Genomic DNA, 19461 nt, shown 5'->3' on the forward strand with positions numbered 1-19461 from the left:
CTGATAAAGCGGCCAAGGCGGCAGCAGCAAAAGCCGCGGCGGCGAAGAAAGCGGCGGCTGCGAAAGAAGCGGACGGCGTTGACAACCTGCTCGGCGATCTGAGTTCTGGTAAGAATGCGCCTAAAACAGGCGGTGGGGCCAAAGGAAACAATGCCTCCGCTGCCGGGAGTGGTAATACTAAAAACAGTGCCTCAGGGGCTGATATCAACAACTATGCCGGACAGATAAAATCGGCGATTGAAAGTAAGTTTTATGACGCATCGTCCTATGCGGGCAAAACATGTACCTTGCGTATCAAACTTGCTCCTGACGGCCTGTTGTTAAATATACAGTCCGAAGGTGGTGATCCTGCTCTGTGCCAGGCCGCTCTTGCCGCAGCCCGACAGGCTAAGTTTCCGAAACCACCTAGCCAGGCAGTATATGAAGTCTTTAAAAATGCGCCACTGGACTTCAAACCTCAGTGACATTTTTCCCCGTGCAAACGGGGAAAAACAATCTATGGTAGTCACAGGGTTTTGGTAGTTTTGTATATTTGAGTTTGTTAACATTCTGCTAAATTATCGTGGGCTTTCCGCCCGGATAAGGGAGATATGATGAAGCAGGCATTACGAGTAGCATTTGGTTTTTTAATGCTGTGGGCGGCGGTGCTGCACGCAGAAGTACGTATCGAGATCACCCAGGGGGTGGACTCGGCGCGCCCTATCGGCGTGGTACCGTTCCAGTGGGCCGGCCATGGCGCTGCGCCGGAAGATGTCGGTGGTATCGTGGCAGCTGACCTGCGCAACAGCGGTAAATTCAATCCGCTGGATCGCTCTCGTCTGCCGCAGCAGCCGACCAGTGCCCAGGAAGTGCAGCCTGCTGCCTGGTCTGCGCTGGGTATTGACGCCGTAGTCGTCGGCCAGGTCACGCAAAATCCGGATGGTTCTTATCAGGTTGCGTATCAACTGGTGGACACCGGCGGAGCGCCGGGCACAACGCTGGCGCAAGGTTCTTTTAAAGTCACTAAGCAGTACCTGCGCTATGCGGCGCACGCGGCCAGCGACGCGGTATTTGAGAAGCTGACCGGCATCAAGGGCGCCTTCCGTACCCGTATCGCCTACGTGGTGCAGAAAAACGGCGGCCAGTACCCTTACGAACTGCGCGTGTCCGACTACGATGGTTACAACCAGTTCCTGGTTCACCGTTCCTCCCAGCCGCTGATGTCCCCGGCCTGGTCTCCGGACGGTTCTAAACTGGCCTACGTTACCTTTGAAAGCGGTCGTTCTGCGCTGGTGGTTCAGACCCTGGCGAACGCCTCTGTGCGTCAGATCGCCTCCTTCCCGCAGCACAACGGCGCCCCGGCGTTCTCACCGGATGGTTCTAAACTGGCGTTCGCGCTGTCGAAAACCGGTAGCCTGAACCTGTACGTAATGGATCTGGGATCCGGTCAGATTCGTCAGGTGACCAACGGTCGCAGCAACAACACCGAACCAAGCTGGTTCCCGGACAGCCAGAATCTGGCCTTCACTTCTGACCAGGCAGGTCGTCCGCAGGTATATAAAGTCAACATTAATGGCGGCACGCCGCAGCGTATCACCTGGGAAGGTTCTCAGAACCAGGACGCCGACGTGAGCGCGGATGGTAAAACCATGGTAATGGTCAGCTCGGCCGGCGGTCAGCAGCACATTGCCAAACAAGATCTGGAAACGGGTGGTGTACAGGTTCTGTCATCAACGTTTTTAGACGAAACGCCAAGTCTGGCACCTAACGGCACTATGGTAATCTACAGCTCTTCTCAGGGGATGGGATCCGTGCTGAATCTGGTTTCTACAGATGGGCGTTTCAAAGCGCGTCTTCCGGCAACTGATGGACAGGTAAAATCGCCTGCCTGGTCGCCGTATCTGTGATAATAAATAATTGATTATTAAAGGAATCAAAGAAATGCAACTGAACAAAGTGCTGAAAGGGCTGATGATCGCTCTGCCGGTTATGGCAATCGCGGCATGTTCTTCTAACAAGAACGCCAGCAACGACCAGAGCGGTGAAGGCATGCTGGGTGCCGGCACTGGTATGGACGCTAACGGTAACGGCGGCAACATGTCTTCTGAAGAGCAAGCTCGTCTGCAGATGCAGCAGCTGCAGCAGAACAACATCGTTTACTTCGATCTCGACAAGTACGATATCCGTTCTGACTTCGCTGCTATGCTGGACGCGCACGCTAACTTCCTGCGCAGCAACCCGTCCTACAAAGTGACTGTAGAAGGTCACGCGGATGAGCGCGGTACGCCGGAATACAACATCGCTCTGGGTGAGCGTCGTGCTAACGCCGTTAAGATGTATCTGCAGGGCAAAGGTGTTTCTGCCGATCAGATCTCCATCGTTTCTTACGGTAAAGAAAAACCAGCAGTACTGGGTCATGACGAAGCGGCATATGCCAAAAACCGTCGCGCCGTACTGGTTTACTAAGAGAATTGCATGAGCAGTAACTTCAGACATCATTTATTGAGTCTGTCGTTACTGGTTGGCATAGCGGCCCCCTGGGCCGCTTTTGCTCAGGCGCCAATCAGTAGTGTCGGCTCAGGCTCGGTCGAAGACCGCGTCACTCAACTCGAGCGTATTTCCAATGCTCACAGCCAGCTTTTAACCCAACTCCAGCAACAACTCTCTGATAACCAGACTGACATTGATTCTCTCCGCGGGCAGATCCAGGAGAACCAGTACCAGCTGAATCAGATCGTTGAGCGCCAGAAACAGATTCTGCTGCAGATAGATAGTCTAAGCAGCGGTGGCGGCGCAGCATCAGGTGCGCAGGCTCCGTCGTCTTCTGGCGATCAGAGCGCGGCTGCCACCAGCGCAGCGCCAGCGGCCACCTCAGGCGCCCCGGCGATGACCGGCGATGCGAACACCGATTATAATGCCGCTATTGCCCTGGTGAAGGATGCCTCACGCCAGGATGACGCGATGGTGGCGTTTCAAAACTTCGTCAAAAAGTACCCGGATTCAACCTACCAGCCAAACGCTAACTACTGGCTCGGGCAGTTGAACTACAATAAGGGGAGAAAAGACGACGCGGCGTTTTACTTCGCTTCGGTGGTGAAGAACTACCCGAAATCGCCAAAAGCGCCTGACGCGATGTTTAAAGTCGGCGTGATCATGCAGGACAAAGGTGATACCGCGAAAGCGAAAGCGGTTTACCAGCAGGTGATCAATAAATTCCCCGGCACCGACGGTGCGAAACAAGCGCAAAAACGACTTAATGCTCTTGGTTGATTACGGCATGACCAGAAATCGCGTTATTTCTGGTCTTGTCGCCTGAATCGCCAGCAGTTAAGTGATCTTTATCGAAATTTTAGTTGCGCTGAATTCTGAAATCAGTAATATATGCCGCCGTTGCCAAGGGATATCAAACAAGCCCAAAGCGATGCCAGAGTGGGTCGTTAGCTCAGTTGGTAGAGCAGTTGACTTTTAATCAATTGGTCGCAGGTTCGAATCCTGCACGACCCACCAATCGTTCTGGTGGAACGCGATAGTAAAACGTGAAGGATAACGTTGCGTCAGCAACGGCCCGTAGGGCGAGGCGAAGCCGAGTCATCCTGCACGACCCACCGCTTAGTAGTATCCAGCGTAGTATCGGGTGATTAGCTCAGCTGGGAGAGCACCTCCCTTACAAGGAGGGGGTCGGCGGTTCGATCCCGTCATCACCCACCACCGGGTCGTTAGCTCAGTTGGTAGAGCAGTTGACTTTTAATCAATTGGTCGCAGGTTCGAATCCTGCACGACCCACCATCTTTAACATCGAACGTCGGTGTTAAACGTGAAGGATAACGTTGCTTCAGCTACGGCCCGAAGGGCGAGCGAAGCGAGTCATCCTGCACTCCAATCATTTTTATGATGGGGTAGGTGGACGCAGTATCGGTAGTATCCAGCGCAGTTTCGGGTGATTAGCTCAGCTGGGAGAGCACCTCCCTTACAAGGAGGGGGTCGGCGGTTCGATCCCGTCATCACCCACCACTCGGGTCGTTAGCTCAGTTGGTAGAGCAGTTGACTTTTAATCAATTGGTCGCAGGTTCGAATCCTGCACGACCCACCAATTTCAGCATTTAACTCAGATGCTGAACGTGAAGGATAACGTTGCGTCAGCAACGGCCCGAAGGGCGAGGCAAAGCCGAGTCATCCTGCACGACCTACCAATTTCTGAATTGGTGTCGAGTGAAATTATTCAGGTAGTACCAGAGCGGGTCGTTAGCTCAGTTGGTAGAGCAGTTGACTTTTAATCAATTGGTCGCAGGTTCGAATCCTGCACGACCCACCAATTTCAGCATTTAACTCAGATGCTGAACGTGAAGGATAACGTTGCGACAGCAACGGCCCGAAGGGCGAGGCGAAGTCGAGTCATCCTGCACGACCCACCATCCTGAATGATGGCAGCAGTAAAATCCCGCAAGGGGTCGTTAGCTCAGTTGGTAGAGCAGTTGACTTTTAATCAATTGGTCGCAGGTTCGAATCCTGCACGACCCACCAATGTAAAAAGGCGCCCTAAAGGCGCCTTTTTGCTATGCGCAGAACTCAACGATTCGACAAAATTGTCGGGAACAATTTTGAACAACGCGGCAGCGTTGGCCCGCAGGGCGAGTCTCAGGATGAGACGAGTTTCTCTGCAGCAGGTTCGGGTCGAACGTAGTGAGACAACGGAGCCGCTTGCGGCGACGGCCCGCAGGGCGAGGCGAAGCCGAGTCATCCTGCACGACCCACCAATGTAAAAAGGCGCCCTAAAGGCGCCTTTTTGCTATCTGCATTTTCCCTGCCACTCATCAATGTTAATAATTTCTTAATTCATCATTTTCCCACGGTCACGCTGCGCTTACCGTGCCTGCACAGGATACGAACCGGTCGTTCGGGCAGATGCGCAGCACCGTCCCCGGGAAAAGGGTCTGATGTACAAAATTCATCACGACTTTTAGCTCGTAATCGGCTATCTTGTTTAGCATATAAAACACCATGACCGTGTTAAGCCGCCGAAAGGCCATACAGACGGTTGTAGAGTTAAGCCAGTAAAACGAGATTGCATGATGAGCGTAATGTTTGATCCTGAAACGGCGATTTATCCTTTCCCTGCTAAACCGCAGCCGCTGACCGTCGACGAAAAGCAGTTTTACCGCGAAAAAATCAAGCGCCTGCTACGCGAGCGCGATGCCGTGATGGTGGCGCATTACTACACCGATCCTGAAATTCAACAGCTGGCGGAAGAGACCGGCGGCTGTATCGCCGACTCGCTGGAGATGGCGCGCTTTGGCGCCCGCCATTCGGCCTCCACGCTGCTGGTCGCCGGGGTGCGTTTTATGGGGGAAACCGCCAAAATTCTCAGCCCGGAAAAGACCATTTTGATGCCGACCCTGAACGCCGAGTGTTCATTGGATCTGGGCTGTCCGATTGAGGAATTCAACGCCTTTTGCGACGCCCATCCTGACCGCACCGTCGTGGTCTATGCCAATACGTCCGCCGCGGTGAAGGCCCGCGCCGACTGGGTGGTGACCTCCAGCATCGCCGTGGAACTCATTGACCATCTGGATAGTCTTGGTCAAAAGATCCTCTGGGCGCCGGACCGCCACCTTGGGCGTTACGTTCAGCGTCAGACCGGCGCAGACGTGCTGTGCTGGCAGGGGGCGTGCATCGTGCACGACGAGTTTAAAACCCAGGCGTTGATGCGGATGAAGGCTCTGCATCCCGAAGCCGCCGTGCTGGTCCATCCCGAGTCGCCGCAGGCGATCGTTGAGATGGCCGATGCCGTAGGCTCCACCAGCCAGCTGATTGCGGCGGCGAAAAGCCTGCCCCAGCGCCAGCTGATCGTGGCCACCGATCGCGGTATTTTCTATAAAATGCAGCAGGCGGTGCCGGAGAAAACGCTGCTGGAAGCGCCCACCGCCGGCGAAGGAGCGACCTGTCGCAGCTGCGCGCATTGTCCGTGGATGGCGATGAATGGCCTGAAAGCCATTGCCGAGGGTCTCGAGCAGGGCGGCGCTGCACATGAAATCCATGTCGACGAAGCGCTGCGAACCGGCGCATTAATTCCCCTTAACCGGATGCTGGATTTTGCGGCTACACTACGGGGATAACCTATTGTCGCGTCGCCAGACGCTGAGGGGAGGAAATGGATTTTTTTAGCACGCAGAATATTTTAGTACATATACCCATCGGCGCTGGGGGGTACGATCTCTCCTGGATAGAGGCCGTGGGGACGATTGCCGGGCTGTTGTGTATCTGGCTGGCGAGCCTGGAGAAGATCAGTAACTATGCTTTCGGGCTGGTCAACGTCACGCTGTTCGCCATCATCTTCTTTCAGATCCAGCTGTACGCCAGCCTGCTGCTGCAGCTGTTCTTTTTTGCCGCTAACGTTTACGGCTGGTATGCATGGTCGCGACAAAGCAGCAACCATGAGGCTGAGCTGCAGATCCGCTGGCTGCCGCGCAGCAAAGCGCTGGGCTGGCTGGCGGCCTGCGTGGTAGCGATCGGCTTGCTGACCCTGTTTATCAACCCGTTCTTTGCTTTCCTGACGCGGATCGCTGTCAGCCTGATGCAAGCGCTCGGTTTGCAGGTCACTATGCCGGAACTGCAGCCGGATGCTTTCCCGTTCTGGGACTCCTGCATGACGGTGCTGTCGGTGGTGGCGATGATCTTAATGACCCGCAAGTATGTTGAAAACTGGCTGCTGTGGGTGATCGTCAACGTGATAAGCGTGGTGATTTTTGCCCGTCAGGGCGTCTATGCCATGTCGCTGGAATACCTCTTGCTGACGTTCATTGCGTTGAACGGCAGCCGGATGTGGATAAACAGCGCGCGTGAGCGAGGTTCTCACGCGTTTTCTGGCTAATGGTGGTGGTGATGATCGTGCCCGGCGTGCATCGTGTTGAGATGGCACTCCGGGCCGCTGCAGGGCTGGTACTCCATCTGCACCGTGGCATGCGCAATTTCATATTTATGTTCCAGGAAATGCAGGATGCGGTTGAGTAACGCGTCATGGTCGTGCGGTGGAACGACCTGTACATGGAGCGTCATCACCGGTTTTTCCCCCACCAGCCAGACGTGGACGTGGTGAACATCGCGTACCTCCGGGATAGAGCGACGGATATCCCGCTGCAGGGCCGCCACATCCAGCGAACGCGGCGCGCCTTCCAGCAATTCATTCAGACTCTCTTTCAGTAATCGCCAGGCACTACGTAATACCAGGCAGGAAACCAGCACGGAAAGAATCGGGTCGACAGGCGTCCAGCCGGTGGTGAGGATCACCACGGCCGCCACGATCGCGCCGACCGAGCCCAGCAGGTCGCCAAGCACGTGTAGCGCTGCGGCGCGTACGTTAAGATTCCGCTCCTCGCTACCCCGATGTAGGATCCAAAACGCCAGCACGTTGGCCAGCAGACCGGCGACTGCAATGACCATCATCGTCACGCCGGCTACCGGCTGCGGATGCTGGAAGCGCTGAATCGCCTCCCAGACAATCAGCATGGTGATCACCACCAGAGCAATAGCATTGAGAAACGCCGCCAGGGTGGTTAAACGCAACCAGCCAAAGGTATGGCGGGCATTTGGTGGGCGGCTGGCGAAGCGAACCGCCAGCAGCGCAAACAGCAGAGCGGCGGAGTCGGTGAGCATATGGCCGGCATCCGCCAGCAGGGCCAGCGAGCCGGAGATCGCGCCGCCGACGGCTTCAATCAGCATAAAGCCGGCGGTGACGATAAACGCCCATAGCAGCCGGCGGGCGTTGCTGTTATCCGGAGCCTGGACAGAGGAGTGCGAATGCGAGTGCGCCATAGTGTCGTCCCTTAATAGTTATCATTATTACGCTATGACATCATAAACAGAGAGCGATAAAAAACGAAGAAAAGGCGAGACCGGCTCGCCTTTTCTTCGATCTGCCCACCTCATGTGTTACTGGGTGGTGCCGTCGGTTTTGCTGTTGTCTTGGGTCGTATTGCCGCCGTTGTCCAGTTTTTTACCGGTGTCCGGACAGCGGCCGTCTTTACACATCGAGTTTTTATGTACCTCATCGCTCGACATATTATCCTGGGTCATCGTCGAGCCCGTGGTGCCCCCAGAGCCAGAGTTGATCTGACTATTGTCCACGTTGTTCGGCGCCACGTTCTCACGGGCATCCGGCGCCACCTGACCGGCATCCGCGGAAGAGTTGGCCTGGCCATTATTGGACTGGGCGCCGGTGTCTGCCGCCAGGGCCGCGCCGCTGGCAAGACCTAAGGTGGCGGTGAGCAAAAGGGTCGTCAGTTTTTTCATATTCATCGGATACTCCTGTTAAGCCGGGAAGGGGAAATGCGCTTCCCGCGGTGAGTGTGCCAGGGATCTGACTCGCTATGGTTTAAGACTCCGCAGACGATCGCAGTGTCACTATATAATCCTGAAACGTAAGACTTAATTAGCTTTAACAGTTAAATATTGTAGTTCATGAGCCTGGTTTCGCTACTTTATGGCGTATTTTTGCCTATTTCCAGGATTATTCCATCACTACTGTAAAATCACGTTTACACTATTTCAGCGAAGAGATAGATTGGAGGGATTGCATTTCATTGAATAAGTATGGCAACGCTGGAAAGAAGATGAATTATCAGAACGACGATTTACGCATTAAAGAGATCAACGAATTATTACCTCCCGTTGCGCTCCTGGAAAAATTCCCTGCTACCGAAAATGCTGCAAACACCGTTGCACATGCTCGCAAAGCGATCCATCAGATCCTCAAAGGCGACGATGACCGTCTGCTGGTGGTGATTGGGCCTTGTTCTATTCACGATCCGGCAGCGGCGAAAGAGTATGCCGCCCGCCTGCTGACCCTGCGCGAGGCGCTGAAGGGCGAGCTCGAGATCGTCATGCGGGTCTATTTTGAAAAACCGCGCACCACCGTCGGCTGGAAAGGGCTCATCAACGATCCCCATATGGATAACAGCTTCCGCATCAACGACGGGTTGCGCATCGCGCGCAAACTGCTGCTGGACATTAACGACAGCGGCCTGCCGGCGGCGGGGGAATTCCTCGATATGATCACCCCGCAGTATGTCGCCGATCTGATGAGCTGGGGCGCCATTGGCGCGCGTACCACCGAATCCCAGGTGCACCGTGAGCTCGCCTCCGGACTCTCCTGCCCGGTGGGCTTTAAAAACGGTACCGATGGCACCATCAAGGTGGCTATCGATGCGATTAACGCCGCCGGCGCGCCGCACTGTTTCCTGTCGGTCACCAAGTGGGGCCACTCCGCCATCGTGAATACCAGCGGTAACGGCGACTGCCATATTATTTTGCGCGGCGGCAAAGAGCCTAACTACAGCGCGAAGCACGTGGCGGAGGTGAAAATCGGTCTGGCGAAAGCGGGTCTTCCGGCCCAGGTGATGATCGACTTCAGCCATGCCAACTCCAGCAAGCAGTTCAAGAAGCAGATGGAAGTGGGCGCCGACGTATGCCAGCAGATCGCCGGCGGCGAGCGCGCCATTATGGGCGTGATGATTGAAAGCCATCTGGTGGAAGGCAACCAGAGCCTCGAGAGCGGTGAACCGCTGACCTACGGCAAGAGCGTCACCGACGCCTGCATCGGCTGGGAGGATACCGAAACTATCCTGCGTCAGCTGGCGGAAGCGGTGAAAACCCGCCGCGGCTAAGCTACTCCGCGCTAGCGCAGGTCATAAAAAAAGCGTGGAGATTTCCACGCTTTTTTGTTCTCACCAGGAGAAATTACTTCGCTTTACCCTGGTTGGCGACGGCAGCAGCTTTCGCCGCGATCTCTTCCGCGTTGCCCAGATAGTAATGTTTGATCGGCTTGAAGTTTTCATCGAACTCATATACCAGCGGTACGCCGGTCGGGATGTTCAGTTCGAGGATCTCGTCTTCGCCCATGTTGTCGAGGTATTTCACCAGCGCGCGCAGGGAGTTACCGTGAGCGGCGATGATCACGCGCTCACCGCTTTTCAGGCGCGGCAGAATGGTTTCGTTCCAGTAAGGCACGACGCGGTCGATGGTCAGCGCCAGGCTTTCAGTGGTCGGCAGTTCGGCGTCGGTCAGTTTTGCATAGCGCGGATCGTGGCCCGGGTAGCGCTCGTCGTCTTTGGTCAGCTCCGGCGGAGTGACAGCGAAGCCGCGACGCCACTGTTTAACCTGCTCGTCACCGTATTTTTCAGCGGTTTCCGCTTTGTTCAGGCCCTGCAGCGCGCCGTAATGACGCTCGTTCAGCTTCCAGGATTTCTCAACCGGCAGCCAGGCCTGATCCAGTTCGTCCAGCACGTTCCACAGGGTGTGGATGGCACGTTTCAGCACGGAGGTATAAGCAAAATCAAAGCTGAAGCCTTCAGCCTTCAGCAGTTTACCCGCTGCTTTCGCTTCGCTAACGCCTTTCTCGGACAGATCCACGTCGTACCAACCGGTGAAGCGGTTTTCGTTGTTCCACTGGCTTTCGCCATGACGAACCAGTACCAGCTTAGTTACAGCCATTCTCTCACTCCTCTCTACACGCCATCCCTCGCGCCGCGAACGGTGCGCTGAATGTGATGGTGTATGTGTTATTGATTGATAACTATTCTCATTATATTGCCGTGATTTGGCGCACGGCAATGCTTATCCCTAACCATAGCGAAAATAGTGGCGCAGTGTAAGGTGCTTGTAATACACAGGTTATTTTTTTGTCCTTTGGTGACGGAAAATAGAGCAGGTTGCTGAAAAAAGAGGCGGCAGAGAGGAGGGCGGGGACGAAAAGCAGCGCCCCCTGATGGAGGGCGCTGGCGATTATCGGGCGATAAACTGATATTCCGTCAGGCTGACGTACTCCTGGCCCGGACGTAATACACAGTCCGGCTGCGGCCATTGCGGATGGTTCGGCGAATCCGGCAGGAATTCGCTCTCCAGCGCCAGCCCCTGCCAGTCGGCGTAGGGCTCCGTCGTCTGCGACGGGGTGCCGCCGAGATAGTTGCCGGAGTAAAACTGCAGCGCCGGAGCGGAGGTATAGACCGTCATCTGCAGCTTGCCATCCTGCGACCAGACCTGTGCCGCAGGCTGGCTGGCGTCGCCTTTGGCATCCAGCAGGAAGGCATGATCGTATCCCTTCACCTTTTGCTGATCGGCATCCGCGAGGAAGTCGGCGGCGATGGTTTTCGGCTGGCGGAAATCAAAGCTGGTGTTAGCAACATCTTTCAGTTCGCCATCCGGGATACCGTCGCTTTCCACCGGCAGATACCTCTGGGCGAGGATCTGGAGCTGATGCTGGCGCACATCGCCCTGCTCACCGTCGAGGTTGAAATAGACGTGATTGGTCATATTCACCGGGCAGGGTTGGTCCACGGTGGCGCGATAGGTAATCGCGATGCGGTTATCGTCGCTCAGACGATAGTGCGCGGTGGCCTGCAGGGTGCCCGGAAAGCCTTGATCGCCATCAGGCGAGGTCAGGGCGAACAGCACTTCCTGCTCGTCGGCGCGGACAATGCGCCAGCGGCGCTTATCAAACCCTTCCGGGCCGCCGTGGAGCTGGTGGCCCGCGTCGTTTGACGGCGTGACGTTGACGACCTGGCCGTCAAGCGGGAAGCGGCTGTGGCCGATACGGTTGGCGTAGCGGCCTACCGAGGCGCCAAGAAATGCGGCCTGGCGAGCATAGTCTTCCAGCTTTGCGCAGCCCAGCAGCGGTCGGCGCAGGCTGCCATCGGCCAGCGGCACCTCGGCGCTGAGCAGCGTCGCGCCCCAGTCCGCCACGGTGACGGTCATCCCCGACTTATTGCGCAGGGTCACCTGCTGCCATGGCCGGCCGTCCGGGGCCAGCGCGGTGGTTTGCGTTAGCATTGCCCGGCCCCCTGTGACGGTTTGCAGACATAGAATGTCTCTTTAATACCGGTTTTCGCTTCATACTCGTTGGCAACGGCCTGCTGAACGGTATCGACCAGATCTTCCGGGATTAACGCTACCACGCAGCCGCCAAAGCCGCCGCCGGTCATGCGCACGCCGCCCTTATCGCCGATCGCGGCCTTAACGATCTCCACCAGGGTGTCGATCTGCGGGACGGTGATCTCGAAATCATCACGCATCGAGGCGTGGGACTCTGCCATCAGCTCACCCATCCGCTTCAGGTCGCCTTTTTCGAGGGCGCTGGCGGCTTCCACAGTGCGGGCATTCTCCGTCAGCACGTGGCGTACGCGCTTCGCGACGACCGGATCCAGCTCATGGGCGACGGCGTTAAATTGCTCAAGGGTGACATCGCGCAGGGCGGGCTGCTGGAAGAAGCGCGCGCCGGTTTCGCACTGTTCACGACGGGTGTTGTACTCGCTGCCGACGAGGGTGCGCTTAAAGTTGCTGTTGATGATCACCACCGCCACGCCTTTCGGCATCGAGACGGCTTTGGTGCCCAGCGAACGGCAGTCGATCAGCAGCGCGTGGTCTTTTTTGCCCAGCGCTGAAATCAGCTGATCCATGATGCCGCAGTTGCAGCCGACGAACTGGTTTTCCGCCTCCTGGCCGTTGAGGGCGATTTGCGCGCCATCCAGCGGCAGATGATACAGCTGTTGGAACACGGTGCCGACGGCGACTTCCAGCGAGGCTGAGGAGCTTAACCCCGCACCCTGCGGTACATTGCCGCTGATCACCAGATCCGCGCCGCCAAAGTGGCTGTTCCGCTGCTGCAGATGCTTTACCACGCCGCGGACATAGTTCGACCACTGCTGGGTGTCGTGGCTGATAATCGGCGCGTCGAGAGAGAACTCATCGGTCTGATTGTCGTAATCGGCGGCAATCACCCGCACGGTACGATCGTCGCGCGGCGCACAGCTGATCACCGTCTGGTAGTCGATAGCGCAGGGCAGCACAAAACCGTCGTTGTAATCGGTATGCTCGCCGATCAGGTTGACGCGGCCTGGCGCTTGAATGACATGGCTGGCCGGGTAGCCGAAGGCGTCAGCGAACAGGGTTTGGGTTTTCTCTTTCAGACTCATCATTACACTCCGGATTCACGAAAATGGACGTCGCTGACGGCGCGCAGTCGTTCGGCAGCTTGCTCGGCGGTCAGATCGCGCTGAGTTTCGGCCAGCATCTCATAACCAACCATAAACTTGCGGACCGTCGCGGAGCGCAGCAGCGGCGGATAAAAGTGGGCATGAAGCTGCCAGTGGTTATGGTCTTCGTCGTTAAACGGCGCGCCGTGCCAGCCCATGGAGTAGGGGAATGAGCACTGGAACAGGTTGTCGTAACGGCTGGTCAGCTTTTTCAACGCCAGCGCCAGATCGCTGCGCTGGGCGTCGGTGAGATCGGTTATGCGCTGCACGTGCGCTTTCGGCAACAGCAGCGTTTCGAACGGCCAGGCGGCCCAGTAGGGCACCACCGCCAGCCAGTGCTCGGTGTCCACCACCGTGCGGCTGCCGTCGGCCAGTTCGCGCTGCACATAGTCCAGCAGCATCGGCTGGCCCTGTGCGGCGTAATACTCTTTCTGCAGACGGTCTTCCCGTTCCGCTTCATTGGGCAGGAAACTGTTGGCCCACACCTGACCATGCGGGTGAGGGTTGGAGCAGCCCATCGCTGCCCCTTTGTTTTCAAAGACCTGCACCCACGGGTAGCTTTTCCCGAGGTCCGCGGTCTGTTCCTGCCACGTTTTAACCACGTCTTCCAGCGCTTCAAGGCTCAGTTCCGGCAGCGTTTTGCTGTGGTCTGGCGAGAAGCAGATCACCCGACTGGTGCCGCGGGCGCTCTGGCAGCGCATCAGCGGATCGTCACTCTCCGGTGCGTCCGGGGTGTCGGTCATCAGGGCCGCAAAGTCGTTGGTAAATACGTAGGTACCGGTGTAATTCGGGTTGGTGTCGCCGGTCACCCGGGTGTTGCCCGGGCACAGGAAACAGTCCGGATCGTGGGCCGGCAAGGTCTGTTTTGCCGGCGTTTCCTGCGCCCCCTGCCAGGGGCGCTTGGCGCGATGCGGAGAAACCAGAATCCACTGTCCGGTTAACGGGTTATAACGACGATGTGGATGGTCAACGGGGTTAAATACGCTCATGAAGGTTCCTTAGTCTGGATAACCCTGCGGATGACGGGACTGCCAGTGCCAGGTGTCCTGCGCCATTTCGTCCAGGTTGCGCGTTACGCGCCAGTTCAGCTCGCGGTCGGCCTTGGCAGCATCCGCCCAGTAGGCCGGGAGGTCGCCATCGCGGCGCGGCGCGAAATGGTAGTTAATGGGTTTGCCGCAGGCCTTGCTGAAAGCATTGACTACGTCGAGCACGCTGCTGCCGACGCCGGCGCCAAGGTTGTAGATATGCACCCCGGCTTTGTCAGCCAGTTTTTCCATGGCCGCGACGTGGCCATCGGCGAGGTCCATCACATGGATGTAATCGCGCACGCCGGTACCATCTTCGGTCGGATAGTCGTTACCAAAAATGGCCAGCGATTCGCGACGGCCAACGGCGACCTGGGCGATGTAGGGCATCAGGTTGTTCGGGATCCCCTGCGGGTCTTCCCCCATGTCGCCCGACGGGTGGGCGCCGACCGGGTTGAAGTAGCGCAGCAGGGCAATGCTCCACTCCGGCTGGGCTTTCTGCAGGTCGGTCAGGATCTGCTCTACCATCAGCTTGCTTTTGCCGTAAGGGCTTTGCGGGGTGCCGGTCGGGAAGCTTTCGACATACGGGATTTTCGGCTGATCGCCGTAGACGGTAGCGGAGGAGCTAAAGATAAAGTTCTTCACGCCAGCGGCGCGCATGGCAGAGACTAATTTCAGTGTGCCGGTGACGTTATTGTCGTAATATTCCAGCGGCTTGGCGACGGACTCCCCGACGGCTTTCAGCCCGGCGAAGTGGATCACTGCCTCAATGGCGTGATCGTGGAGGATCTCCGTCATCAGCGCTTCGTTACGAATATCGCCTTCAATAAAGGTGGCTTCTTTGCCGCCGAGACGTTCAATCACCGGCAGTACGCTGCGCTTGCTGTTGCAGAGATTGTCGAGGATCACCACCTCGTGTCCCTGCTGCAGCAGTTGAACGCAGGTATGACTTCCAATGTAACCGCTACCACCTGTAACCAGAACTTTCATGATTCGCTCCATTCGGCTTATCGTTTGTGAGGAAGATAGCATATCAAAGAAGTGAAAAGTGTGACATAGCACAAGTTAGTGGAATCGTTTACACTTGGGGTGTAAATAACGTAAATTTTATATTTTGAATTTTAATTCAATGACTTAGGTTTGTTTGGCGCTATTTTTCTGAAAAATACCAGGGATCTTTCGATCCCCGGCAGGGGGCGTCAGGCCACGGGGCCGAGCTGATAAGTGTAACCGTCTCCACTGGGAACGAACGCCAGGCGATGGGTAATACAGTCCGGGGCATCTTCCGCATGGTGCGAGACAAACAGCAGCTGTGTGGCCCCTTCGCCAATCAACACGTCGACAAAGCGGCGCACCAGCTGGCGGTTGAGGGGGTCCAGCCCCTGCAGCGGTTCATCGAGGATCAGCAGGGTTGGATGCTTCACCAGCGCGCGGACGATAAGCGCCAGCCGCTGCTGGCCCCACGACAGACTGTGAAACGGCGCGTCGGCGGTGCGCTTATCGATGCCGAGAATATCCAGCCATTGCTGCACCAGCTTATGCTGCTTGTCGGAGACCGCCTGATAAATGCCGATCGAGTCAAAATATCCCGACAGGATGACGTTGCGGACGTTGGTGCTGACCCGGTAGTCCAGATGCAGGCTGCTGCTGACGTAGCCGATATGCTTTTTAATATCCCAGATGGTCTCACCGCTGCCGCGCCGGCGGCCAAAGAGCGTGAGATCGTTGCTGTAGCCCTGCGGATGATCCCCGGTGACCAGGCTCAGCAGCGTAGATTTACCGGCGCCGTTGGGACCGACGATCTGCCAGTGTTCGCCCGGATTCACGGTCCATGAGAGGTGATTGATGACCGGGCGATCGTTATAGGAGACCACGCCGTCGTTGAGCACGATACGCGGCGCCGAGTCTGCCAGCGCATGACGGGCCGGTGGGACATCCGGCTCCGGCAGGGTGATGCCGTCCAGTTTTTCACTGTGCGCCAGCTGGGCGACCAGCGCCTGCTGCAGCAGGGAAGACTTCTCGCCGGTCTCGCTAAGGGTGCAGTCAGCCAGCACGCCGGCGAATTGCACAAACTCCGGGATCTCATCGAAGCGGTTGAGCACCAGCACCAGGGTGATGCCGGCGCTGTGCAGGTCGGCCAGCAGGGCAGCCAGCTGCTGGCGGGAGTTGACGTCGAGACCGTCGAAAGGTTCATCGAGGATCAGCAGTTGCGGATCGGTCATCAGGGCCTGACACAGCAGGGTCTTACGCGTTTCCCCGGTCGACAGGTATTTAAACCGGCGGTCCAGCAGGGCGCTGATGCCAAACTGTTCGGCCAGGCGCGCGCAGCGGGCAGGATCTTTCACCTCATCCTGGATAATCTCCGCGGTGGTGCGGCCGGTGTCTTCTTCGCCTGGGCTGAGCAGGTCGGTGTTATTGCGCTGCCACTCGTCGCTGACCAGCTTCTGCAATTGTTCGAAGGAGAGGCGGGTCACGCGGGAGAAATGGCTTTCGCGCTGGCCGCTGAGCAGGGGCAGGTCGCCGGCCAGGGCTCGCGCGAGGGCGGATTTGCCGCTGCCGTTGCTGCCGACGAACGCCCAGCTTTCACCCGCCGCCACGCTCAGGTGGTCTATTTTTAAGGTCTTTGTATCGCTCAGGCGAAACGTGCCTTGCGAAATTTGCAATGATGACATGATGTATCCCATTTTTTGCAGCGATGTGCATCAGGGATACGACTTCAGACGCGTAATGTCAATGGGGTCAGCATAACGTCGCGAGGATGATGCGATCGGCATTGAAGTAAGCGATCGCCTCCGTTCCTTCCGCCAGGCCAGCGGCCTGCGCCTGTGGCAGGGTGGCGCACAGGGTTTGACCGTCCGCCAGGGTCATCAGTACTTCGCACTGTCCGGACCCGCATTCGATATGACTGATACGTCCCGACAGCTGGTTATCAGCCTGGCGGGCTGCTGCGGGATCGAGGGTGATGCCGACCCATGGCGCTTTGAGCAGGACCAGCACCTCCTGGCCCTCATCGAGTCCCAGCTTCTCAGCGCTTTGCGCGGTGATGGCGACGTTCAGGCGGGTTTTTCCGTCAGCCAACAGTACTTCCACGTGCTGCTGCACCTGCTGGCGATCGCGGCCGGTAATGGTGCCGAACCACTGGTTGCGGGCGCTGGTCTGCAGGGAAAAGCGCGAGATGGCCGCCAGCAGGCTATCCAGCGGCAGGGCATCGTCATCGCTGAGTACATCAAACGCTTTCTGCTGGATCTGCGCCAGCAGATCGTACAGCTGGATCAGACGCTGCCCGTAGCGGGTCAGCACCGCGCCGCCGCCGCCCTTTCCGCCGGTGGCGCGATCCACCAGCGGCTGTTCGCTGAGCTGGTTCATCTCATTGATGGCATCCCAAGCGCTCTTATAGCTGATACCCGCATGCTTCGCCCCCTGGCTTATCGAACCGGTCTGGTCAATTTGTTTGAGCAGGGCGATCCGCCGCGGATCGGCAAACAGGCGCTGCTGTAGCTTAAGGGTAAGAAGAATTTCGGCCTGCATAATCGTTTCCTGACAAAAAAGGGTATTGTGACCGATAGTCGCCCACTTGCAAAACCTCTCTGCGCGGTTGGTCATTACCCACCGCACAAATGGGACGTGTTTTTTCGGCTGAAATCGTTACAATCAGGAAATCATACTATCTGGAGTGAACCATGTTAGAGCTTTTGAAAAGTCTGGTTTTTGCGGTCATCATGGTACCGGTGGTGATGGCGGTCATCCTGGGACTGATTTACGGTCTTGGCGAAGTGTTCAACTTCTTCTCCGGCGTAGGCCACAAAGATCGCAGCCAGCAAAATCACTGATTTCCCGGCGCCCGGTTTAACCGGGCGCTGTGCTATTTCCCTCCTGTATCATTTCCCTTCGTTTTATTGTCCTGTATCACTATAAAAACGCTTCGCATATCGTTATATTATCGACTACATAACGCATTGACAGGAGAGTAAGATGGCAGGTTCTTGGTTACGCGGGGTTGTCGGGGTATCACTCACGCTGTGCGTCGCGGGTCAGGCGCTGGCGGCAGAGGGTAAAGTGACCGTTTTCGCCGCCGCATCGTTAACCAACGCGATGCAGGATATTGCCCAGGCGTACAAGAAAGAAAAAAACGTCGAGGTCGTGTCGTCGTTTGCCTCGTCTTCGACGCTGGCGCGGCAGATAGAAGCGGGTGCGCCAGCGGACCTGTTTATCTCCGCCGATCAGAAATGGATGGATTACGCGGCAGATAAAAAGGCCATCGATCCGGCAACCCGCGCCACTCTGCTTGGCAACAGCCTGGTAGTGGTCGCGCCGAAAGCCAGTGCGCAGGGGGCGATAACCATTGATGAGAAAACCGACTGGACCAGCCTGCTGAAAGGAGGCCGTCTGGCGGTGGGCGATCCACAGCATGTCCCGGCCGGTATCTATGCCAAAGAGGCACTGCAGAAACTCGGTGCCTGGGAGACGTTGTCGCCGAAGCTCGCCCCGGCTGAAGACGTGCGCGGTGCGCTGGCGCTGGTGGAGCGCAACGAAGCGCCGCTGGGGATTGTCTATGGCTCCGATGCCGTGGCCAGCAAGGGGGTGAAAGTGGTCGGCACCTTCCCGGAAGCCTCGCATCAGAAAGTCGAGTACCCGCTGGCGATTGTCGATGGGCACCGCAATGCGGCTGTGAGCGCCTTCTATGACTACCTGAAAGGGCCGGAAGCGTCCGCTATCTTTAAACGTTACGGATTTACCACCCGCTGATGTTTCTGAGCGAACCCGAATGGCAGGCGGTGCTGCTGAGCCTGAAAGTCTCCTCCCTGGCGGTGGCCTTGAGCCTGCCCTTTGGCATCTTTTTTTCCTGGCTGCTGGTCCGGCGCACCTTTCCCGGCAAGGCCCTGCTCGACAGTATTCTCCATCTGCCGCTGGTGCTGCCTCCGGTGGTGGTGGGGTACCTGCTGCTGGTGGCCATGGGGCGGCGCGGGTTTATTGGCAGCTGGCTGTATGACTGGTTCGGCATCAGCTTTGCTTTTAGCTGGCGCGGGGCGGTGCTGGCGGCGGCGGTGATGTCTTTCCCGCTGATGGTGCGCGCCATTCGCCTGGCGCTGGAAGGGGTGGACGTCAAACTGGAGCAAGCGGCGAGAACCCTCGGGGCCAGCCGCTGGCGGGTATTTTTGACCATTACGTTGCCGTTGACTCTGCCGGGGATTATTGTCGGCACGGTGCTGGCCTTCGCCCGCTCGTTAGGGGAATTTGGCGCGACCATCACGTTCGTTTCCAATATTCCCGGTGAAACGCGCACCCTCCCTTCGGCTATGTACACCTTGATTCAAACCCCGGGCGGGGAGGGGGCGGCGGCCCGCCTCTGCCTCATCGCCATCGGTCTGGCGCTGGTTTCGCTGCTGATTTCGGAATGGCTGGCCCGCGTGAGCCGCCAGCGCATGGGAGGATAA

20 protein-coding genes, 7 tRNA genes and 1 other RNA gene are annotated in these 19461 nt (G+C 57.4%); 18 read left to right on the top strand and 10 right to left on the bottom strand.

All coding sequences use genetic code 11. The annotated features are described in order from the left end of the window. From tolA to KHQ23_RS18745, 12 genes are all read left to right on the top strand, one after another. The coding region (gene tolA / locus KHQ23_RS18690) for a cell envelope integrity protein TolA (protein WP_141401895.1) at nucleotides 1–464 on the top strand (464 nt) is incomplete at its 5' end. A 129-nt stretch (nucleotides 465–593) separates the two neighbouring features. Beyond that, on the top strand, nucleotides 594–1886 hold the full coding sequence (gene tolB, locus KHQ23_RS18695; protein ID WP_032416901.1) for a Tol-Pal system beta propeller repeat protein TolB: 1293 nt from the start codon (nucleotides 594–596) through the stop codon (nucleotides 1884–1886). A gap of 34 nt (nucleotides 1887–1920) precedes the next feature. Further along, entirely contained in the window at nucleotides 1921–2445 is a 525-nt protein-coding gene (pal, locus tag KHQ23_RS18700; protein WP_002895068.1) for a peptidoglycan-associated lipoprotein Pal, read from the top strand. Nucleotides 2446–2454: 9 nt separating this feature from the next. Next, nucleotides 2455–3249 (top strand): cell division protein CpoB, encoded by a 795-nt coding sequence (cpoB, locus tag KHQ23_RS18705; RefSeq protein ID WP_002895071.1) that lies wholly within the window; start codon nucleotides 2455–2457, stop codon nucleotides 3247–3249. A 161-nt stretch (nucleotides 3250–3410) separates the two neighbouring features. Next, nucleotides 3411–3486: transfer RNA gene (locus KHQ23_RS18710), tRNA-Lys, on the top strand. A gap of 125 nt (nucleotides 3487–3611) precedes the next feature. Further along, nucleotides 3612–3687 (top strand) — tRNA-Val (locus KHQ23_RS18715). A gap of 2 nt (nucleotides 3688–3689) precedes the next feature. After that, nucleotides 3690–3765 (top strand) — tRNA-Lys (locus KHQ23_RS18720). A 149-nt stretch (nucleotides 3766–3914) separates the two neighbouring features. Continuing rightward, a tRNA-Val gene (locus tag KHQ23_RS18725) sits at nucleotides 3915–3990 on the top strand. A gap of 3 nt (nucleotides 3991–3993) precedes the next feature. Continuing rightward, nucleotides 3994–4069, top strand: a tRNA-Lys gene (locus KHQ23_RS18730). A 146-nt stretch (nucleotides 4070–4215) separates the two neighbouring features. Next, a tRNA-Lys gene (locus KHQ23_RS18735) sits at nucleotides 4216–4291 on the top strand. 133 nt (nucleotides 4292–4424) lie between these two features. After that, nucleotides 4425–4500: transfer RNA gene (locus KHQ23_RS18740), tRNA-Lys, on the top strand. A 95-nt stretch (nucleotides 4501–4595) separates the two neighbouring features. Next, a non-coding RNA gene (locus tag KHQ23_RS18745) (RtT sRNA) lies at nucleotides 4596–4733 on the top strand. A gap of 96 nt (nucleotides 4734–4829) precedes the next feature. Here the strand turns inward: KHQ23_RS18745 and KHQ23_RS18750 are convergent. Continuing rightward, nucleotides 4830–4979 (bottom strand): hypothetical protein, encoded by a 150-nt coding sequence (locus KHQ23_RS18750; RefSeq protein ID WP_004218635.1) that lies wholly within the window; start codon nucleotides 4977–4979, stop codon nucleotides 4830–4832. 69 nt (nucleotides 4980–5048) lie between these two features. Between KHQ23_RS18750 and nadA the strand changes: the two genes are divergently transcribed. Both nadA and pnuC read left to right on the top strand, forming a co-directional pair. Continuing rightward, entirely contained in the window at nucleotides 5049–6092 is a 1044-nt protein-coding gene (gene nadA / locus KHQ23_RS18755) for a quinolinate synthase NadA (RefSeq protein WP_004176847.1), read from the top strand. Nucleotides 6093–6127: 35 nt separating this feature from the next. Next, a complete protein-coding gene (gene pnuC, locus KHQ23_RS18760) occupies nucleotides 6128–6847 on the top strand; it encodes a nicotinamide riboside transporter PnuC (protein WP_004151689.1) in 720 nt (239 codons plus the stop codon). Here the strand turns inward: pnuC and zitB are convergent. Beyond that, a complete protein-coding gene (gene zitB / locus KHQ23_RS18765) occupies nucleotides 6844–7788 on the bottom strand; it encodes a CDF family zinc transporter ZitB (protein ID WP_004147641.1) in 945 nt (314 codons plus the stop codon). The genes pnuC and zitB overlap by 4 nt on opposite strands. Before the next feature lie 117 nt (nucleotides 7789–7905). Beyond that, nucleotides 7906–8271, bottom strand: coding sequence for a YbgS-like family protein (locus KHQ23_RS18770; protein ID WP_002895084.1), 366 nt, complete (start codon nucleotides 8269–8271; stop codon nucleotides 7906–7908). A gap of 314 nt (nucleotides 8272–8585) precedes the next feature. Between KHQ23_RS18770 and aroG the strand changes: the two genes are divergently transcribed. After that, nucleotides 8586–9638 carry a 3-deoxy-7-phosphoheptulonate synthase AroG gene (aroG, locus tag KHQ23_RS18775; protein WP_002895086.1) on the top strand — a complete coding sequence of 351 codons (1053 nt, stop codon included), beginning with the start codon at nucleotides 8586–8588 and terminating at the stop codon, nucleotides 9636–9638. Between the two features lie 73 nt (nucleotides 9639–9711). On the opposite strand, the gene gpmA is transcribed toward aroG, so the two are convergent. From gpmA to modE, 7 genes are all read right to left on the bottom strand, one after another. Beyond that, nucleotides 9712–10464: a 2,3-diphosphoglycerate-dependent phosphoglycerate mutase gene (gene gpmA, locus KHQ23_RS18780; protein WP_002895089.1), complete on the bottom strand. Its 753-nt coding sequence runs from the start codon at nucleotides 10462–10464 to the stop codon at nucleotides 9712–9714. A gap of 291 nt (nucleotides 10465–10755) precedes the next feature. Then, a complete protein-coding gene (gene galM / locus KHQ23_RS18785; protein WP_032434211.1) occupies nucleotides 10756–11799 on the bottom strand; it encodes a galactose-1-epimerase in 1044 nt (347 codons plus the stop codon). Next, complete coding sequence (gene galK / locus KHQ23_RS18790; RefSeq protein WP_004179071.1) at nucleotides 11793–12941, bottom strand: galactokinase; 1149 nt, start codon at nucleotides 12939–12941, stop codon at nucleotides 11793–11795. The genes galM and galK overlap by 7 nt, the downstream gene beginning before the upstream one ends. 2 nt (nucleotides 12942–12943) lie before the next feature. Then, nucleotides 12944–13990, bottom strand: coding sequence for a galactose-1-phosphate uridylyltransferase (gene galT, locus KHQ23_RS18795; protein ID WP_002895147.1), 1047 nt, complete (start codon nucleotides 13988–13990; stop codon nucleotides 12944–12946). Between the two features lie 9 nt (nucleotides 13991–13999). Then, entirely contained in the window at nucleotides 14000–15016 is a 1017-nt protein-coding gene (gene galE, locus KHQ23_RS18800) for a UDP-glucose 4-epimerase GalE (RefSeq protein ID WP_002895150.1), read from the bottom strand. A 209-nt stretch (nucleotides 15017–15225) separates the two neighbouring features. Then, on the bottom strand, nucleotides 15226–16698 hold the full coding sequence (gene modF, locus KHQ23_RS18805) for a molybdate ABC transporter ATP-binding protein ModF (RefSeq protein ID WP_002895152.1): 1473 nt from the start codon (nucleotides 16696–16698) through the stop codon (nucleotides 15226–15228). Between the two features lie 67 nt (nucleotides 16699–16765). Beyond that, nucleotides 16766–17554 carry a molybdenum-dependent transcriptional regulator gene (gene modE / locus KHQ23_RS18810; RefSeq protein ID WP_002895154.1) on the bottom strand — a complete coding sequence of 263 codons (789 nt, stop codon included), beginning with the start codon at nucleotides 17552–17554 and terminating at the stop codon, nucleotides 16766–16768. Nucleotides 17555–17706: 152 nt separating this feature from the next. On the opposite strand from modE, the gene KHQ23_RS18815 reads away from it, so the two are divergent. The 3 genes from KHQ23_RS18815 to modB all read left to right on the top strand — a co-directional run bounded on the left by KHQ23_RS18815 (nucleotide 17707) and on the right by modB (nucleotide 19461). Continuing rightward, nucleotides 17707–17856, top strand: coding sequence for an AcrZ family multidrug efflux pump-associated protein (locus KHQ23_RS18815; protein ID WP_211776813.1), 150 nt, complete (start codon nucleotides 17707–17709; stop codon nucleotides 17854–17856). Between the two features lie 142 nt (nucleotides 17857–17998). Then, nucleotides 17999–18772: a molybdate ABC transporter substrate-binding protein gene (gene modA, locus KHQ23_RS18820; protein ID WP_004176834.1), complete on the top strand. Its 774-nt coding sequence runs from the start codon at nucleotides 17999–18001 to the stop codon at nucleotides 18770–18772. Next, nucleotides 18772–19461 carry a molybdate ABC transporter permease subunit gene (gene modB / locus KHQ23_RS18825; RefSeq protein ID WP_002895159.1) on the top strand — a complete coding sequence of 230 codons (690 nt, stop codon included), beginning with the start codon at nucleotides 18772–18774 and terminating at the stop codon, nucleotides 19459–19461. Before modA ends, modB begins: the two co-directional genes overlap by 1 nt.

The organism is Klebsiella sp. 64 (assembly GCF_018223915.1).
GTDB lineage: Bacteria > Pseudomonadota > Gammaproteobacteria > Enterobacterales > Enterobacteriaceae > Klebsiella > Klebsiella pneumoniae.

What these genes read in the sequence shown, in the direction of transcription:
- KHQ23_RS18750 (WP_004218635.1), bottom strand. Translation starts at nt 4,979, where the DNA reads ATGGTGTTTTATATGCTAAACAAGATAGCCGATTACGAGCTAAAAGTC.
- KHQ23_RS18815 (WP_211776813.1), top strand. Translation starts at nt 17,707, where the DNA reads ATGTTAGAGCTTTTGAAAAGTCTGGTTTTTGCGGTCATCATGGTACCG.
- pal (WP_002895068.1), top strand. Translation starts at nt 1,921, where the DNA reads ATGCAACTGAACAAAGTGCTGAAAGGGCTGATGATCGCTCTGCCGGTT.
- galK (WP_004179071.1), bottom strand. Translation starts at nt 12,941, where the DNA reads ATGAGTCTGAAAGAGAAAACCCAAACCCTGTTCGCTGACGCCTTCGGC.
- tolB (WP_032416901.1), top strand. Translation starts at nt 594, where the DNA reads ATGAAGCAGGCATTACGAGTAGCATTTGGTTTTTTAATGCTGTGGGCG.
- modF (WP_002895152.1), bottom strand. Translation starts at nt 16,698, where the DNA reads ATGTCATCATTGCAAATTTCGCAAGGCACGTTTCGCCTGAGCGATACA.
- galT (WP_002895147.1), bottom strand. Translation starts at nt 13,990, where the DNA reads ATGAGCGTATTTAACCCCGTTGACCATCCACATCGTCGTTATAACCCG.
- cpoB (WP_002895071.1), top strand. Translation starts at nt 2,455, where the DNA reads ATGAGCAGTAACTTCAGACATCATTTATTGAGTCTGTCGTTACTGGTT.
- KHQ23_RS18770 (WP_002895084.1), bottom strand. Translation starts at nt 8,271, where the DNA reads ATGAATATGAAAAAACTGACGACCCTTTTGCTCACCGCCACCTTAGGT.
- gpmA (WP_002895089.1), bottom strand. Translation starts at nt 10,464, where the DNA reads ATGGCTGTAACTAAGCTGGTACTGGTTCGTCATGGCGAAAGCCAGTGG.
- galE (WP_002895150.1), bottom strand. Translation starts at nt 15,016, where the DNA reads ATGAAAGTTCTGGTTACAGGTGGTAGCGGTTACATTGGAAGTCATACC.
- nadA (WP_004176847.1), top strand. Translation starts at nt 5,049, where the DNA reads ATGAGCGTAATGTTTGATCCTGAAACGGCGATTTATCCTTTCCCTGCT.
- galM (WP_032434211.1), bottom strand. Translation starts at nt 11,799, where the DNA reads ATGCTAACGCAAACCACCGCGCTGGCCCCGGACGGCCGGCCATGGCAG.
- pnuC (WP_004151689.1), top strand. Translation starts at nt 6,128, where the DNA reads ATGGATTTTTTTAGCACGCAGAATATTTTAGTACATATACCCATCGGC.
- zitB (WP_004147641.1), bottom strand. Translation starts at nt 7,788, where the DNA reads ATGGCGCACTCGCATTCGCACTCCTCTGTCCAGGCTCCGGATAACAGC.
- aroG (WP_002895086.1), top strand. Translation starts at nt 8,586, where the DNA reads ATGAATTATCAGAACGACGATTTACGCATTAAAGAGATCAACGAATTA.
- modB (WP_002895159.1), top strand. Translation starts at nt 18,772, where the DNA reads ATGTTTCTGAGCGAACCCGAATGGCAGGCGGTGCTGCTGAGCCTGAAA.
- modA (WP_004176834.1), top strand. Translation starts at nt 17,999, where the DNA reads ATGGCAGGTTCTTGGTTACGCGGGGTTGTCGGGGTATCACTCACGCTG.
- modE (WP_002895154.1), bottom strand. Translation starts at nt 17,554, where the DNA reads ATGCAGGCCGAAATTCTTCTTACCCTTAAGCTACAGCAGCGCCTGTTT.